General features: G+C 60.2%; 11 protein-coding genes and 2 pseudogenes. 7 read left to right on the top strand and 6 right to left on the bottom strand.

The genetic code is table 11. The features are described from left to right. Positions 1 to 18: 18 nt before the first annotated feature. Positions 19 to 204: pseudogene (locus tag HAH_RS19350) on the bottom strand (hypothetical protein); the annotation flags it as partial. A 171-nt stretch (positions 205 to 375) separates the two neighbouring features. Between HAH_RS19350 and HAH_RS17195 the strand changes: the two are divergent. Continuing rightward, on the top strand, positions 376 to 1,203 hold the full coding sequence (locus HAH_RS17195) for a sulfite exporter TauE/SafE family protein (RefSeq protein ID WP_044952693.1): 828 nt from the start codon (positions 376 to 378) through the stop codon (positions 1,201 to 1,203). Between the two features lies 1 nt (position 1,204). Beyond that, positions 1,205 to 3,640: a heavy metal translocating P-type ATPase gene (locus tag HAH_RS17190; RefSeq protein WP_014030973.1), complete on the top strand. Its 2,436-nt coding sequence runs from the start codon at positions 1,205 to 1,207 to the stop codon at positions 3,638 to 3,640. A gap of 129 nt (positions 3,641 to 3,769) precedes the next feature. Here the strand turns inward: HAH_RS17190 and HAH_RS17185 are convergent, their stop codons facing one another. Next, positions 3,770 to 4,768 carry a cytochrome d ubiquinol oxidase subunit II gene (locus tag HAH_RS17185; RefSeq protein WP_023842943.1) on the bottom strand — a complete coding sequence of 333 codons (999 nt, stop codon included), beginning with the start codon at positions 4,766 to 4,768 and terminating at the stop codon, positions 3,770 to 3,772. Then, a complete protein-coding gene (locus HAH_RS17180) occupies positions 4,761 to 6,209 on the bottom strand; it encodes a cytochrome ubiquinol oxidase subunit I (protein WP_014030971.1) in 1,449 nt (482 codons plus the stop codon). Before HAH_RS17180 ends, HAH_RS17185 begins: the two co-directional genes overlap by 8 nt. A gap of 381 nt (positions 6,210 to 6,590) precedes the next feature. On the opposite strand from HAH_RS17180, the pseudogene HAH_RS17175 reads away from it, so the two are divergent. The 5 genes and pseudogenes from HAH_RS17175 to HAH_RS17155 all read left to right on the top strand — a co-directional run. After that, positions 6,591 to 6,785: pseudogene (locus HAH_RS17175) on the top strand (IS6 family transposase); the annotation flags it as partial. Between the two features lie 103 nt (positions 6,786 to 6,888). Beyond that, on the top strand, positions 6,889 to 7,731 hold the full coding sequence (locus HAH_RS17170; RefSeq protein WP_014030969.1) for a phosphoenolpyruvate hydrolase family protein: 843 nt from the start codon (positions 6,889 to 6,891) through the stop codon (positions 7,729 to 7,731). Continuing rightward, a complete protein-coding gene (locus HAH_RS17165; RefSeq protein ID WP_014030968.1) occupies positions 7,724 to 8,149 on the top strand; it encodes a cupin domain-containing protein in 426 nt (141 codons plus the stop codon). Before HAH_RS17170 ends, HAH_RS17165 begins: the two co-directional genes overlap by 8 nt. Positions 8,150 to 8,151: 2 nt before the next feature. Next, positions 8,152 to 9,378: a Tm-1-like ATP-binding domain-containing protein gene (locus tag HAH_RS17160; protein ID WP_014030967.1), complete on the top strand. Its 1,227-nt coding sequence runs from the start codon at positions 8,152 to 8,154 to the stop codon at positions 9,376 to 9,378. A gap of 201 nt (positions 9,379 to 9,579) precedes the next feature. After that, entirely contained in the window at positions 9,580 to 9,834 is a 255-nt protein-coding gene (locus HAH_RS17155; RefSeq protein ID WP_014030966.1) for a hypothetical protein, read from the top strand. Positions 9,835 to 9,857: 23 nt separating this feature from the next. Here the strand turns inward: HAH_RS17155 and HAH_RS17150 are convergent, their stop codons facing one another. From HAH_RS17150 to HAH_RS17140, 3 genes are all read right to left on the bottom strand, one after another. Beyond that, the gene (locus tag HAH_RS17150) at positions 9,858 to 10,175 is read right to left on the bottom strand and encodes a hypothetical protein (protein WP_014030965.1); all 318 of its coding nucleotides are present in this window, start codon (positions 10,173 to 10,175) and stop codon (positions 9,858 to 9,860) included. A gap of 21 nt (positions 10,176 to 10,196) precedes the next feature. Next, positions 10,197 to 14,378 (bottom strand): hypothetical protein, encoded by a 4,182-nt coding sequence (locus HAH_RS17145; protein ID WP_014030964.1) that lies wholly within the window; start codon positions 14,376 to 14,378, stop codon positions 10,197 to 10,199. Positions 14,379 to 15,064: 686 nt separating this feature from the next. Further along, a complete protein-coding gene (locus tag HAH_RS17140) occupies positions 15,065 to 16,117 on the bottom strand; it encodes a hypothetical protein (protein WP_014030963.1) in 1,053 nt (350 codons plus the stop codon). Positions 16,118 to 16,201: the final 84 nt, after the last annotated feature.

The following is a 16,201-nucleotide window of genomic DNA, read 5'->3' as shown; positions in this document are numbered from 1 at the left end:
GCATTGAGACTGTAAGTCTCAACTACTGACAAACTTCCGTGGTTGAGACGGTCCGTTGCGTGACGACTCACCTGCTTGGGCGTCGATATACTCCTCGATGAACTCGCTGGACACGTCGCCCGCAATTGAGGCGAGGTGCGAGCGCGTCCACAGCGACGGCAATCCGAAGTCGAACTCATCACGGAGGTGGCGGGAGGAGTGGCCAAGTTGTCGGCTTCATCCCACGACTGAAGTCGTGGGTTTTCGCCTCACAATCACTGTAATTCCACGTTCTTGGATGTAGTTCTTAACGATCGAAGCCACGGCCTGAACCGAAACCCACTACACACGACGATTGGTACACCCTAATCTATGCTGGCCTTGCCAGCCTTGGATATGATATCAGCAGTTCTAGTACAGCTGAGTGAGATCAGCATCACAAGTGGCTACGGACTGGTCGTGTTTTTCATGATTGGCCTTTTCGGAGGTGCACACTGTCTTGGAATGTGCGGCCCGCTCGTTGCAACCTATGCCGAGCGTATGGAAACCCAGGACCGGTGGGCGAGCGCACTCACACTCTATGAGGTGCGTCAGCACACACTGTTCAACCTCGGCCGGACGGTGAGCTACGCCATCATCGGATGCGTCTTCGGAGCTGCCGGCGCGCTACTGTACGGAACCATCGGGCTCGCTGGATTTCTCCGGCCAGCTCAGGGTGTCGTCGGAATCTGCATTGGCGTAGCAATTATGGTTATGGGACTCACCCGGTTAGCCGGCTACCAACAAGGAGCCGTTGAAGGAGTTGTTGCCGGTACTGGGTTCGGCTCACTATTCGCGCGAACCTACACAGTCATTTCAAGACGGGTCGACCGCTGGGTCAACGGTATCGGCATTATCGGCCTCGGCGCGCTTCATGGGTTGTTGCCGTGTATGCTTCTCTATCCGGCATTCCTGTACGCGTTTGCCCAGGGCTCACCCGTATATGGCCTCCTCTCGCTCGGTGCGCTCGGGGTCGGGACGATCCCCAGTGTGTTTCTCTACGGAACGGTTATCCAATCAGTGAGCACCCGCCAGCGGCAGGTAGTCCATTACGGACTCGGTGTATTGTTCGTTGGGCTCGGATACATACTGGTAGCGATGGGACTTATGCGGTTTGGCGTCATGCTTCCGTTACCAGATATCCCGTACTATCAACCGATCGCCGAATCGGAGGCGGTTGCGTAATATGTCCACCTGTACACTCTGTGACCTCCCCGTCAAAGACCCGATTACCAACGATGACATTGACGGCGAGTTCTGCTGTCGAGGCTGTTTAGAGGTCGCACAGTTAGTTGACGACGGTGAGGATGTCGACCTTTCGATTGCGGCCGTCCGTGACCGTGTCGAGGCCGAGGAGACCAGGCCCGATGGCCCCGAGGGTGCCGAAACAGCCTACCTCTCGATTGACGGGATGCACTGTCAGACTTGCGAGGGATTCATTGAACTCCTTGCCGAAGAGGAGGAAGGCGTTCACGAGGCGCGTGCGAGTTACGCGACTGAAATGGCACAGGTGGTGTACGATCCTGACTGCATCGATCGAAACGCGATCGCTGCGGCACTCAGTCGACTGGGCTACCAAGCTCACGGTCCTGACGAAGAGAACGACTCACTACGTTCACGCGTCGAGTTCGGCAAATACCGTGCGGTGCTCGCGGCAGTTCTGATGATGCCTGTGTTGGTTCTCTACGTCCTGTTCATATACCCGGTGTATCTCGGCATCTATCCCGAGAGTTTCCTCTATGGGAGCACTGTCGAGGCGATGGTGTTCTGGCCACTAATTGTCTGGAGCACACTCATACTCGTTGGACTTGGATACCCGGTCTTCCGTGGGGCCTACGTGAGCCTGAGAGTCGGTCGCCCGAACATGGACGTGTTGATAGCTATCGCGGTACTTGCAGCGTATCTCTACTCGCTGGCAACCTACCTCACGGGCGGGCGTGACCCGTACTTCGACGTCGCAGTGATGGTGCTCGCGATCGTCACTATCGGCAATCATCTGGAGTCACAGGTCAAACACGCTGCACTCGGTAACCGTGCCGACCTCACGGATTCACGCGTCGATGAGGCCCGCCGACTCGACGACGACAGTGAGACCAGTGAAACCATCGAAATTGCGAAGTGTGAGCCTGGCGACCGGCTGTTAGTCAAACCCGGCGAGCGGATCCCGGTCGACGGCCAGATCGTCGACGGGACTGCCGCGATTGATGAGGCACTTATCACGGGTGAATCTCTCCCGCAACGAAAATCGGTCGGGGACAGTGTCCTCGGCGGGTCGATCCTTACTGACAATGCGATTATCGTTGAAGTTGGTCCCGAAAAAACTAGCACGATGGATCGCCTCGTCGAACTCCTCTGGAACGTCAAGAGTTCTGCCACGGGTGTGCAACATATTGTCAACCGCTTTGCGGTACTGTTCGTTCCATTCGTACTCGGACTTGCCGCGCTGACCGCCACCGGCTGGTTCGTCCTTGGTAACGACCCGAACACAGCTATAATGGCCGGGGTCGCCGTGCTAGTAGTCTCGTGCCCATGCTCGCTCGGCATCGCTACTCCGCTCGCTCTCGCAGCGGCCACCCGCGATGCCACCGACAATCGCATGCTCATTCTCAACGAGACAGTGCTTGAACGGATCGACGACTCTTCGGTCGTCGTATTCGACAAGACTGGGACGCTCACCACTGGGGAGATGGAGCTTGTGGACGTCGTTGGCGACGATCCCGACGAAGTGCTCGCGATGGCGGCCGCCGTCGAACGTCGGTCAAGCCACCCAATCGCCGCTGCCATTGACGAGGCTGCCCCGCCGACCACGCGATCGGTGTCGAGTTTCGAGAGCGCCGACCGTACCGTGTCAGCACTTGTCGACGATACTCGCGTCGTTTTGGGCCACCCGGGCTCATTCGATACTGACGAGTGGACAATCCCCACGGAAATCGAGGCAGCTGTCACGGACGCTTACGAGTCGGGTACTCATCCAACGGCGGTTGCTTGGGAGGGGGCCGTCAAAGGAGTCGTTACAGTCCAAGATACGCCCCGTGAGAGTTGGGAACGCGTGGTTTCCGAGACCGCGGCCGCGGATCGGGATATCGTCGTGCTGACTGGCGACGACGAGCGGATGACTGAGACGTTTGCAAACCATCCCGCAGTTGATCACGTCTTCGCAGGCGTGCGCCCCGAGTCGAAGGAAGTGATCGTCCAGGGACTCCGCGAGCGCGGGACGACGACAATGATCGGCGACGGAACGAACGACGCGCCCGCACTCGCTAGCGCCGACCTCGGGATCGCAGTCTCGAGCGGCACCGATCTGGCGATCGAGGCGGCCGATGCGGTAGTGCTTGACGACCGTCTCGACGCCGTTCCAGAGGTCTTCGAGTTGGCGAGTGAAACTCGAGGCCGGATCAAACAGAACCTCGTCTGGGCGGCCGGCTACAACGCGATTGCACTCCCATTGGCGATAACCGGTGTGATCACACCGTTGATCGCCGCCGTTATGATGGCGATCAGTAGCCTCATTGTCGTCTTTAACTCGAAACGTCGACTCCTTCCGGCGGACGGAGATTATTTGGCTGAGCCCGACTCTGGCGAACGCACCGAACAACTCGACGCTCCAGTCCAGTCGGACTGAGCGCTCGAACGCCAGGTATTGCCCCTGACACTCCGGCTGAAACTATTGCCGAATCTAGAAGCGGCGTGAGGTCAGAAGCAAGCCCAGAGGAGACTCACCTTGCTTACTGTAGCGGCGGTCTCGGCTTGGTCAAGGACCATAGGATTCGTCGACAACGGGTCCGCTGAAGACGCCATAGAGGAACTTGAAATACCAGAGCACGAGCAGTAGCACCGGCAGCCCCATCACGGTGACAAGGTTGAGCGCGAGTGGTGAGACGACGGCCTCTCGGACGGTCAGTCCGGTCGCAGGGTAGATAACTGGGTACAGCAGAAGCGCAACGAGGAGGCTCAACAGCGCGGGAAGAGTTAGCGCACTCACGAGCCATCGCCGATACTGCTCGCGGCGAGCGAAGCCTATCCCAGCCAGGCCTGAGAGGGCAGAGAGAGCGACTACCACAGCAATCGGGACAGAGAGAACGGCGTCAGCTGTGCCGCCGGCGTCTGTCACGACGACAGTCGTCAGAAGGATGGCGACACCACCGAGATATGATACCGTTCCGGCGATACCGTACCTGCGCAGGTCGGCGGCAAGGGAGGAGCCAGTCTTGGCCGAGATGAAAGCCGCGCCCGTGACGACTGATACCGTGGTCAGTCCGACACCTGTCAAGAGCGCCGGCACCGACAGCGTCGGAACATCGAAGATCCAGCGCCCGGCGAGGACGCCAAACAGCAGTGGTGCGAGCGTGCTGCCCCCGACGAAAGAAGCGTCACACATCCGTTGCCACCGATCGTCCTCGCATTGCTCGCGCAGTTCCGGTGCTATGCCCCGGAACAACAGCGCGAGAACAAACCCGATAACGAGCAGATAGTTGTCAGCGAGCAACCGAGAGTACACGCTCGGGAACGCGGCTAACAACATTGTTCCGAAGGCGACCAGCCACACCTCGTTGGCGTCCCAGACCGGCCCAAACACCGACAGGAGTGTCTCCCTGTCGTCTTCGTCGCTCCGAGTGGCGTACAGCATACCGATGCCGAAGTCGAATCCGTCGAGAACCACGTACATTGCCAGCGCGAACATGACGACGCCAAACCACACCTCTGGGAGCGCGTCAAGGAGGTAGCGATCCACGGAGAGCAACTCAGTCATCGCCACCCACCCACGGAATGCGTCCGTGTCCGGTTTCCTGCGACGGGGCAAGAACGCCGAGGTCCTGCAGTTCCTCTCTCACGAGCCACCGTAAGACGAGGAGAGCCGCGGCAATTAGCCCAACATACACGATGAGAAACACTGCCAGCGTCGCCATCGCTTCCCCGGCGGTCAGCGACTGCGAGACTGCATCACTGGTCTTCAATTCGCCCTGAATGACCCACGGCTGCCGACCGATCTCTGTGACGTACCAACCGGTGAGCAAGGCGGCGTACCCCAGTGGCGTCGCGGCCATCATCGCCTTCAGGAATCGGTCGCTGTCGGCGAGTTTGTCTCTGTATGTGAGGGACCCTCCCCACATTGCGAGACCGATGAAAAGGAAGCCGAGTCCGACCATAAACCGGAACGACCAGAACACCAGCGCCACCGGGGGGTTGTGTTCGTACTCGTTCAACCCGAGTACCTCAGCGTCAGGGTCACCGCCGGTGGCGAGGTAGGAACCGAGGCCAGGTAGACTGACGGTGTAGAGGTTTTCCGCGTGTGGGTCGGTCAGCGCACTGAGATCTTTCGGAAACGCGAGTAGGTGAAGGTCGGCCTGTCCAGTCTCGTAGTGGGCCTCCATAGCGGCGAACTTCTGGGGCTGGGTGTCCGCGACGTGGCGACCGTAGGCATCACCGTGAACGGCCTGCAGTGGTGCTGTAACCAGCAATAACAGGACCGCGATCTTTAGAGAGGCTTGCCAGGCCGTCGAGTCGTGGGTCTTCCAGACCAAGTACGCCGAGACACCACCGACCAGCAATGCGACAGAGATGACGGAGGCGTTGACCATGTGGACGTACATCCACGGGAGTCGCGGCGTGAGAAAGGCAGCTACCGGGTCGGTCAGCCTGGCGACCCGCATTCCGTTCTGGGTTATCGTATCATAGCCTTGAGGTGTCTGCATCCAGGCGTTGACCACTAGAATCCAGAACGCCGACAGCCATGCACCGATCCCGACCAGCACCGACGAGAGGACATACGTTCGGTCGCTCACCCGCTCACGTCCGAAAAGCAAGATGCCGAGGAAGACGGCTTCGAGGAAAAACGCCATCTTCGCCTCAAAGGCCAGCGGACCACCGATCAATTCGCCAGCGATTGTCGCAAACCGCGGGAAGTTTGTCCCAAACTGGAAGCTCATGGGGATGCCTGTTACCGTACCCATCACGAAGCCGACTGCGAAGACCGTCACCCAGAAAGAGCGCAACCGACTGAACCGTTCATCGTCGGTCCAGACGTCTTTCCAGGTGAAATAGATGATGAACGGTGCCAGCCCGACCGAGAGCGCGGCAAAGAGGATGTGAACAGTAATCGTCCAGCCAAATTGTGCACGACTCGCGAGTTCTGGGGAGAGGAAAATCAGCCATTCCGCGTTGACAGCACTGTACGTTTCGAGTGGGAGCACACCATGATCTATCCTCTCGACAGTAATACCGGACTAGCATGGTTTTCACTTTCGAGTACCGTACTACAGTGTTTGATGTTATCGGAGTCGTAGTTCTTTAGCAGTCGGAACCGCGGGTTAGTGGCACACATCGAAATATCGCCGGTAACAGGATTGAAATTATAGTAGCCATTGAAAATCAATGCACACCTGATCGCACTGCCGTCGTGCGATCAGGTGTGTAACTCGTTTCAATCGTTACTATAGCTGTACTGATCGATCAACTACTGTCGCGCCTCCACTTCCGTAGCGAAATAGCTGTCTGTGATATTTTTATGGACAGCGGAGTCCGTCGTGTTTAGTTGAGCGTGAAAAGTGATGCAGACTGATTTCTTGGTACCTATGCCAGAAATCAGCCGCCTCAGTGGGCATAGAGACTGGATTGAGTTGGGTTTTGAGGAACGCGAGCGGACACCCGAGTCGGCGATGGCGTTGGGCATTCAATCGCACGTTGTGGCATTGTCACTGTCGAATACCATCGAAGTACTCGAAGATCTGGGTGTCCAACGCAGTCGCAGAGCCATCCACGATTGGGTTTGACGATGGTTTCTATGCCCAGAAGTAATATTATGTGTCGTGGTAACTCCTCGTAATCATCAAAAAATTAATTACTATATTATGAAATGGTTCTATCTGACGTATGGAATTCACACGGCAGGAGTCCCTTGATCGACTTCAGGAAACAGTATCGGGCGGCGATCCGATCATCGGCGCAGGTGCAGGGACCGGTATCTCGGCGAAGTTCGCCGAGCGCGGTGGCGTCGATCTACTGATCATCTACAATTCCGGTCACTATCGGATGAACGGTCGGGGGTCGCTGGCTGGCCTCCTTCCTTACGGTGACGCCAACGAGATCGTCGTCGAGATGGGCCACGAAGTGCTTCCAGTCGTCAAGGACACGCCAGTTCTCGCCGGCGTCAACGGGACCGACCCGTTCCGACAGATGGATGTGTTCATCGAGAGCCTGAAACGACGTGGGTTCTCGGGCGTCCAGAACTTCCCGACGGTGGGTCTCATCGACGAGGACAGCGGGTTCAGACAGAATCTCGAGGAAACGGGGATGGGCTACGACAAGGAAGTCGACATGATCCAAGAAGCGGCCGAGCAAGGAATGCTCACCTGCCCATACGTCTTCAGCGAGGAGCAGGCTCGCGAGATGACCGAGGCCGGAGCGGACGTGGTCGTCTCACATATGGGACTGACTACATCTGGGGATATTGGTGCCGAGACGGCACTAGATCTCGATGCCGCAGCCGAGCGCGTTCAAGCTCATCACGACGCCGCAAAAGAGGTAAACCAGGACGTACTGGTGATCTGTCACGGCGGCCCGATCGCATGGCCCGACGATGCCCAGTACGTACTGGAACACACCGAGGGTGTCGTCGGATTCTTCGGTGCGTCGAGCATCGAACGCCTCCCAACTGAGGAGGCAATCGAAGCACAGGCCCGCGAATTCAAGGAGATTAGTCTCGAAGATGACTGATAGCGAATACTTCATCACTCCTGATGACGTCGAAAGTCAGCTCTTCGATTGGGGCGTCCTGAAGTGGCTGAGCACGCCTGACGTGACGGGTGGCGAGCGCTTCAGCGCTGGCGTCGTCAAACTCGAACCCGGAAAGGGCCATGAGCGCCACTCGCACCCTGACAGCGACGAGATCCTCTTCGTCATCCAGGGCGAGGGTGAACAAGAGGTCGCCGATCAGACACGCGATATCTCGGCCGGCGAGATGGTGTTCGTTCCTGAAGGCGTCGAACACGGAACGGTCAACACCAGCTGGGAACCGTTGTTACTGCTCGCGGTCTACGCACCACCGGGTCCTGAAGAGGTACTCCGGGATCTTCCTGAGTGTGAGATCGTCCCGCCGGGCGAACTGCCGACACCCGAGAACGTGGAGGAGTGAGTATGGCCGTCACAATCGTTGGGACCCTCGATACGAAAGGCGAAGAGATAGGTTTCGCCCGAGATGTCCTTCGCGCGCAAGGCGTTGACGTACACATCATCGACACGGGCGTGGTGGGCGACCCAGGGATCGATCCGGACACTACTGCGAGTGCGGTCGCCGAAGCGGGCGGCACCACGCTGGGGCACCTCCGGGACGATGCCGACCGCGGTGAGGCGATCGAAGCGATGGGCAAGGGCGCAGCGGCGATCGTCCAGCAGCTACACGATGCTGGCGACCTCGACGGTGTGCTCGGACTCGGCGGTTCGGGCAACACCTCGATCGCGACCACGGCGATGCGGGCGCTGCCGGTTGGTGTCCCGAAAGTGATGGTCTCGACGATGGCCTCCGGCGACATTGAACCGTATGTCGGTGCCACTGACGTGATGATGTTGTATTCGGTGGCTGATATTGAGGGACTCAACCAACTCTCCCGGAGGGTGATTGCTAATGCTGCCCTCGCGATGGTCGGGATGGTCACGAACCAGCCAGACATCGAAGTTGAAGACCGCCCCACTATCGGGATCTCGATGTTCGGTGTCACCACACAGTGCGTCCAGACGGCTCGGGAGTATCTCGAAGAACGAGGCTACGAGACGATCATCTTCCATGCGACTGGGACCGGTGGGAAGGCGATGGAGGCCCTCGTGAGACAAGGCGTCATCGACGGCGTGTTGGACGTGACGACGACGGAGTGGGCCGACGAGCTTGTAGGGGGTGTGCTTGCTGCTGGCCCCGACAGGCTGGACGCCGCCGCGGAGACGGGCACGCCACAGGTCGTCTCGACGGGCGCGCTGGACATGGTCAACTTCGGGCCACGAGACTCCGTCCCCGAGGAGTTCGAGGGGCGGCACTTCCACATCCACAACCCACAGGTAACGCTGATGCGGACAACGGCCGAGGAGAACGCTGATCTGGGCGAGGTCATCGCGAAGAAGCTCTCAGCAGCGAACGGACCAACCGCCCTATATATTCCACTTGGAGGTGTTTCGATGCTCGACGTCGAGGGAGCGGATTTCCATGATCCCGACGCCGACACAGCCCTGTTCGAGGCACTCAAAACAAATCTGGCTGAGTCGGTCGAATTGGTCGAGATGGAGACCGACATCAATGACGAAGCGTTCGCCCGGGCACTGGCCGAGCAGCTTGACGCGTATATGCGGGCGGTAGATCTCGCTCCGGAGGAGTGATTACTGCTTCGAAGGAATCTCCGACACCGGACTGGTACGCCTGCTCCCAGCGTTGGTCACCGTCGGACCGTCAGTCATCGCGCACCGCCGCGAGCAGTCACGTCGGATTCGAGGAGAGACATACCGATACGGGGGACGAACGGCCGCAAAAGGCTTCGCCCTGTCGGAACTGTTTAGCCCGCGTTGCTCCTCGACCGACCAATGCGAGTCCTCGATCGGCAGCCTTACTCCTACGTCCTACTGGCCCGCGACGGCGAGTGGATTCTCACCTTCCTCCTCGGCGGACCGGTAGAGCGCGATGTCTCCGTGCGCTTGACGCCCGCGGAGGTCACTGCAATCGAAGACGGCGAGTCCTCGGCCACGGACTTGGTCGAGACCGTCCGCACCGACCTCTCAGCGTACGATGACAGACGGATCAGGCCGACAGTCTGGCCAGGGAAAACGGACGACGAATGAGCATAGCGGTCCCGCCAGTTTCGTCAGTGCTCTTCCGTTGCGAACGTGGCGTGTCGGTTCAGCGTCCGGACGAAGTCCGCCTCGTCGATAGCAGTCAGCGACCCGTGTCTGGATAGTTCCTCGCGGAGCCAGTCACCGGCGCAGGCGTCGACGAACTCGGCCCACTCGTCGAGGCGGAAGTCCTCGAAGTCGTAGACGGCACCGCCGAGACCGTGCCCTTTTCCCTGAAAGAGTCGGATCTCACGGTCGTCGAAGGACAGTCCGAGTTCCTTGGGCCACTCGGAACTGTGGTTGCTGTCGGGAGTGTGCTCCGGACTCGAGAGGACGTAGTAGGTTGCCATACGGTGGATTCTGCCAGTGGGTCACTCCGAGTAGTCCTCGGTTGGACGGTCGCCGCCGAAGACGGCCGCTTCGAGGGTCTCGCCCCCGGTCGCCCGGAGTGCCCGACCGAGCAAGTGGGTACAGTCTGCCTGTGCTCGGGGATTACCCGTCGGGAGCCTGTCGACGGCCCGCGAGAAGGTTCGTACCACGGCATCGTCGGCCCGGAATACGTTCTCCTCACTCGCACGCTCGACGGACTGAGACACGGCCTCGACACACGCCTCGACCTCGGCGGCTAGTTGGCTCTGCGTCGTTCCCGCGACTACGACGTCGGCGTAGACTCCTTCGAGAAACGTCGCCGGGTCCTCGACGTGGCTCTCCAAGGCGAACGCCCGGAGGGCGGCATCGAGACGCCGACGCCACGCTGGCGTCTCGGCTTCGACTGCGTCGACGTACGCCCGGGTGTAGACTCCCGCAACGAAACCGGCGGGATCGTCGGGGAGTTCCCGCGTCGCAGTTGCTTCCATCCGCTCCGAGCAGACGGCCAGCCACGCCTCGGTGTTGTCGTGGTCGGCATTCGTCCGACCGACTTCGGCGAGAGCCGCCGCATACACCCGTTCGAGGATGCTCGCCCGCGCCATCCCGACCCACGCGAAGTCAGTTCGCTGTTCGGCGGCGACGACTTCGGTCACGCCGAAGCGAACTTCCGCAGGGTCGGCCTCGACTGCCAGCGCCAGTGCGGTCCCGAAGACCGAAGCGACGTAGTGTACGGGCTGCAGTGGGTACTCCGTCGCCGTTGCGGTGGTTTCGATCTGGGAGAGTACCGACTCCACCAGGCGATCGTGCGTTCGCCCGCCGGCGTCAGTCCGAGTCAGCACTGCCAGGAGAACGGCCGCGTCCGCTTCCGCGAACGCGTCGAACCACTCCGTCTTGCTCGGTCCCTCGATCCCTTCTCGCGCTCCGCGGAACGCCCGGACGAGCGACCCAAGCCACTCTCCGGCCAGGTTCGCCCCACCCTCTGCGGCCCACCCTGTAGCTGCGTCGCCGTAGACCGAACGCAGGAACGCGACCGGCTCCGAGACTAGGTCACCCGTGGCTGCCAGGTCCTCAATGCGCTCTGTCATGCTGTCGAACCACATACTCTCGCTGTGTGGCGAAATCCCGTCGGCAGGCTCGGTGTCGTATCCCCGGACCTGCGTCGAGAGCGCCCCACGGTAGACCGCCCGAAGGTACGGCTCGACCACTGCTGTTGGTGCATCGCCCACTACTCCGCGGGTCACGGTCGCGTCGTAGCGGTCGATCCAGTCCGCGAACCCTGGCGAATCCGGGAGTCTGAGGGTTCCTTTGCCGTAGGGGCCCGACTTGGCCACGTCTCCCTGTTCCACGATGGCTAGGGTCGCGAGCGCGCCGGCGTGGAGTGACGCACGGCACCCCCACTCGTCGTCGGGGACCTCCGAGTCAGCGATCGTATCGACCAGCCGGTGACACTTCTCGAACAGTTGCTCGGCACGGTCGAGGTCGCGGTAGTGAACGACGTGCCAGATTGCCCAGCTGTACGTGTCGACCACGAAGGATTCGGGGTGATCGACGAACGACGACTCGGCCGTGCTCCGACAGAGTTGCTCGCCGGTCGCCACCAGCCACGGCTCGAATCGGTCCGCCGGACAGTTGTGGTCGAACACCCAGAAGCCGATTGCGCTCACGGACGCGACGTGTAACAGCTCGGCCCGGTTCTCGTCGTGCTGGAGCGATGTGGCCACGTCTCTCGCAGCAGCGTCGATCGCGTCAATCCAGACGGGGAGGTCGTCGGTCGGCATCTCCACACTCCCGAGGGCCCCGAGCATCGATCCGAACACGTTGCCGAGGAGGACGGACGCGTGACCGTCCTCGTGCTCGGACGCTGTCTGGTCGACGAGCGCGACCACCGGTGCGAGCACCGCCTCGGCACTCGCCGACTCCTCGGCTCGTTCTACGAGCCGTCCGACAGTCTTCCCGTAGATCCGACAGAGCGGATACAGGCCGGGTTCGGGATCGATGGCGTTCCCGTCCACCATCTCATGGAGCAGATGGTCGACCGTCGCGAGTGCCCCCTGATTCGGCTCTCCTCCGGCTTCTGGTCGGGCAAGCGTCGACAGGGCCGTCGTGACGGCGGTCACGATAGGTTCGACGTCGCCACCGACCGAGTCCCGACCGTGGGGAGTCGCGGTCTCGTTGGTCAGTGCCAGCGCACGAACTGCAATGGCCTCGACCCACGCGTCGGCTGTCGGGTGCTCGCTCGCCACAGTCGCCATAGCAGTGCCCGCGACCGTTCCCCGGTACCTGATCGCCGCGTCCGTGTCACAGCGGTTCCCTGCGACGTCTCCGACGAGGTTGTCGACCAAGAGCAGCCACTCCCGTGCGGCGCTCGGCTGGGCGGTCCGTGCGACGACAGCGACGGCCTCGGCAACGACCTGCCCGACGAAGGCCGCATCGAGAGCACTGTCGGGCATGCCAGCGATCGCTGCCAGCGTACTCTGGCCCGCGACCGAATCGACCGCGAGTGACCGACGGGAAGGAGTTCGATTTTCGGGCCACTCCAGCGCGGACAGCAGATCCTCGGCGACCGCCTCTGGCGTCCGATCGGCCGTCAGGTCAGCGTCTCCAAGGTCGAACTCGATACGGTCGCACCAGGCCTCGACGTCGTCACAGCCAGTCCGGTCGGCGAGGGCGTCCAGATGCTCCCGTCGGTCGTTATCACAGAGCAGCACTGCACCGGAACAGACCCCTGCCTCGACCCAGTCAGCGAGCGCCCGAACGCCAGCGTCGCTCACGATCCGTGCTGGCTCGGCCCCGTACGTCGCGACTACGACTGCGTTGGGCGTGGCGTCGATTCCCACCCTGCTGTGGTTTGGCTGACGGAGGTCGGAGAGTCTGACCGTCGCTCCCCGCATCGTAAGTGCCGTCGCAACGCTCGCTGTGAGCCGTCGCTTCCCGCTGGCTTTCGGTCCCGAGAGGAGCACGAGCCCGCCATCGAGTGCGTCGACGACCTCGTCGACGCCGACCCCAGCAACGTCCCCGTCGGCTGCAGAGTTCTTGTCCGAGTTCGGGAACTCTCGGTCCGCCGCAGCCGCGTCTAACGCTGTTAGTCCGTTCCAGTGCCAGGAACCGACGAGGGGATCGGTTCCGTACTCGTCGGGCTCCATCGCGGCGGCGTCCAGCGACGACCCGATTGCTCGCATGGCTGTCAGAGCTGCATCGATTGGGGCACTCGCGTCGGCGATGGCTGTCTCCGTTTCGGACTGAGCCGTCAGGCGCTGACTGATCCTCGCTCGCATCGGTTCGGACCCGAACACCCGAAGCCGCTCGACCGTCCCCGGCGGGAGATCGACGGCGATTTCGAGGGATTCGGCAGCCCCGGCCAGCGGCCGATGTCGAACGAACGGTTCGAGCCACTCCGTGTCGTCATCAGCCAGCGACCTCGCGACGAGAGCGAGTGCGGTGGCGACCGCAGGTGACATTTCGACCGAGCTACAACTGCCATCCACGGCACAGGAATAAAGGGACGCGATGAGGTCGAGGGCGCCCCCGTCAAACGGTTCGACCGTGATGTCGCGGTCGGTAACCACCGCCCTGACATCGGGACCGGCCAGAACCGTTTCGGACCCATACTGCGAGAGCGAGAGGAAGGCTGCGGGCGTGACTGTCTCCTCGACGGTCCCGATCTGTTGCTGAAGCCGCTCGTCCTCGAAGTCATAGCCTGGATAGGTGACGCGTTCGACGAGGGACGTGCGCTCCCCGTCACCCAGTTCTGGTGGACGTCGCTGGCTGGTGAGTTCGCGGATTTCGGTGATTGCATCGTGGCTCTCTGCGGGGGGCGTCCGAACCACGAGCACGGAATCGACTCGGTCATGGAACGCAACGGGCGCGAGGTGACCGTGTCGGCAGAGCCAGTCGAGGCTCCGTGGCCGCGTCACGATTACTGCACCCCCGGAACGATCGAACAGGACATTCAGCCTGTCCCGGTCGTCACCGAGGTGCAAAACCGCCGAGACAAAATCGTCGACGACCACGAGTTCGTCGTCGTCGATAGCTGTTGTTTCTGCGAGCCGCTCGACGGATGGACCGACCCGCCGCAGGTGATGTGACTTTCCGACACTGGGTGCCCCGAGGACGAGTGTAACCTCACACGGGTCGACCGCGTCGCACAATTCGCTAGGCGTGACTTCTCGAACCGTTCCTTCCATGTAATTCCCCACGACCGACCCCGCCGACGACCGCGTCTGGATGGCAGACCCTGCCGAGTATATCTGTTCAGTACGCTTGCTGGAGAATATAACTGTTTGCTGTTGGGACAGATATCCCCGAAGCCGATCCAGCCACCACTCCCCCGACATCACCCGACGATTAGCCCCCGGTGTCTTCGTCGTTGGCAGACCGTCCCTGTCGGCTCTGCTTCGGGTCGCTTGTCTGCGCCGTTATCAGGGCTGCGCATTCTCAATCACCCCACGCTCAACTCTAATCTTGCCTGTGGGAGGACTCGGTCGCCCGACGAAACGAGAGCGATTCGCTCTTCCAGTGGGAGGAACACTCGCTGTAGTGGTTCTATAGTAACAATTGAAACGAGTTACACACTGATCGCATTGCCGCCATGCGACCAGCTGTGCATTGATTTCCAATGGCTACTATACTGAAAGTTCAACTCTATGTTTGTGAGCGTCGCGTGTTCAGTCACGGAATCCCATCGACGGTTGCCGAGGGGACGTGTTGCATACAGAATAGTTATTTAACGAATTATCAGATAGTGATAATATAACGGTGCGCCTCGTGGCCACCGTATTTCCGTATTCCGTCGAACTGAGTAGCGCAATGAGCCGCATTGCGTGGAGAATTCAATTTGAGCGAGTGCGCTCAACTAAGACAATCCTGCTGCTCAGTCAGATACCTGTTTGAAACTCTGAATAGCGACTACGGTCTTGTTTTGCGACGGGATATCCCGGACACTGTACTCGTGTGGGTGCTGCTGGTCGTGTGGATATTCGGCCGGTTGTGGGACATCATACGTTTTGCTGTCTCGGAAATCGCTCAGGAACTCTCGGGTGAGCATCGGTTCAACGAACGCCAGCTGTGACCCCTCTGTGTCACCGAGAAACCCTTGAATGAGTGTGTTGCTGAAGCTAGTAGGATCACCTCGGTCGTCGGGGCCACTTGGGAGTTCAGGCGCATCGTTGGGAGCTACGTGTTCACCCATGTCTGTGATATACCGCTCGTCAGCGACGGGCGGAGGTGATCGCGCATACCCTTCTGGAAGTTGAGCGAAGTCGAAGTTTGTCTCGATTCCGTCCGCTGTTTTGATATCGTACGGCGGAAGCTGAGGCCCCTCGACGTTATCCACTGTTGCAGGGTCACGCATGTGAAAGTGGATATCGAAGTGTGGCTTCTCCCACGCTCCTTTGCCACCGAAATGGCCGTCCGGATTCCAGTTGAGTCCTAAGAAGGTAAACGGCGTGCCAGCCGCATCTGGGAACGGCACAAAGAACTGGAGTGACTGTTTGAAATGGATCGTTGCCGCTTGTCCACTAAATCGATACTTATCAGTCTCTACAGGATCGTTTACCTCACTTATCTCTGTCTCGCTTGGAAGCCCTTCGAGTGCCGTGTGGTCGAACTCGACCCCGTGATACCTCGGCTCTCCTGACGGTGTTTCACTCGTAAATGTTCGCACCTCCCCGTTTCCGAGGGTGACTTTCCGTCCATACTCAGTGATGCCACTCGGCGGAAAGCCCGCTGAGCGATTGTTGCTATCTCCAGAACCCTTCTCGTCGGACTGCACCTGTCTGGCAACTGGTGTGGCCAGACCGACTCCCCCCAATATCGCACTTCCAACAAGGGTCGACTGAAGTAGCGTCCGCCGATTTAGCGTGAACGTCGACTGTGCTGCCGACTGACCCTCCTCTTTTCCTTTCGGGCCGGACTCTTCCACCATACTGGTTAAATATAGTCCTATTTACACTATAAGCTGTGCGCGAATAGAACCGTCGTGTTTAGTTAAACGTATTCGGGCAAATCA

The organism is Haloarcula hispanica ATCC 33960 (assembly GCF_000223905.1).
Lineage (GTDB): Archaea > Halobacteriota > Halobacteria > Halobacteriales > Haloarculaceae > Haloarcula > Haloarcula hispanica.
This window is presented reverse-complemented; position numbering and strand designations above follow the sequence as displayed.

Excerpts from the sequence above, each read along its gene's own strand:
- HAH_RS17150 (WP_014030965.1), bottom strand. The coding sequence starts at position 10,175 with ATGGCAACCTACTACGTCCTCTCGAGTCCGGAGCACACTCCCGACAGC.
- HAH_RS17195 (WP_044952693.1), top strand. The coding sequence starts at position 376 with ATGATATCAGCAGTTCTAGTACAGCTGAGTGAGATCAGCATCACAAGT.
- HAH_RS17190 (WP_014030973.1), top strand. The coding sequence starts at position 1,205 with ATGTCCACCTGTACACTCTGTGACCTCCCCGTCAAAGACCCGATTACC.
- HAH_RS17145 (WP_014030964.1), bottom strand. The coding sequence starts at position 14,378 with ATGGAAGGAACGGTTCGAGAAGTCACGCCTAGCGAATTGTGCGACGCG.
- HAH_RS17160 (WP_014030967.1), top strand. The coding sequence starts at position 8,152 with ATGGCCGTCACAATCGTTGGGACCCTCGATACGAAAGGCGAAGAGATA.
- HAH_RS17140 (WP_014030963.1), bottom strand. The coding sequence starts at position 16,117 with ATGGTGGAAGAGTCCGGCCCGAAAGGAAAAGAGGAGGGTCAGTCGGCA.
- HAH_RS17170 (WP_014030969.1), top strand. The coding sequence starts at position 6,889 with ATGGAATTCACACGGCAGGAGTCCCTTGATCGACTTCAGGAAACAGTA.
- HAH_RS17185 (WP_023842943.1), bottom strand. The coding sequence starts at position 4,768 with ATGACTGAGTTGCTCTCCGTGGATCGCTACCTCCTTGACGCGCTCCCA.
- HAH_RS17165 (WP_014030968.1), top strand. The coding sequence starts at position 7,724 with ATGACTGATAGCGAATACTTCATCACTCCTGATGACGTCGAAAGTCAG.
- HAH_RS17155 (WP_014030966.1), top strand. The coding sequence starts at position 9,580 with ATGCGAGTCCTCGATCGGCAGCCTTACTCCTACGTCCTACTGGCCCGC.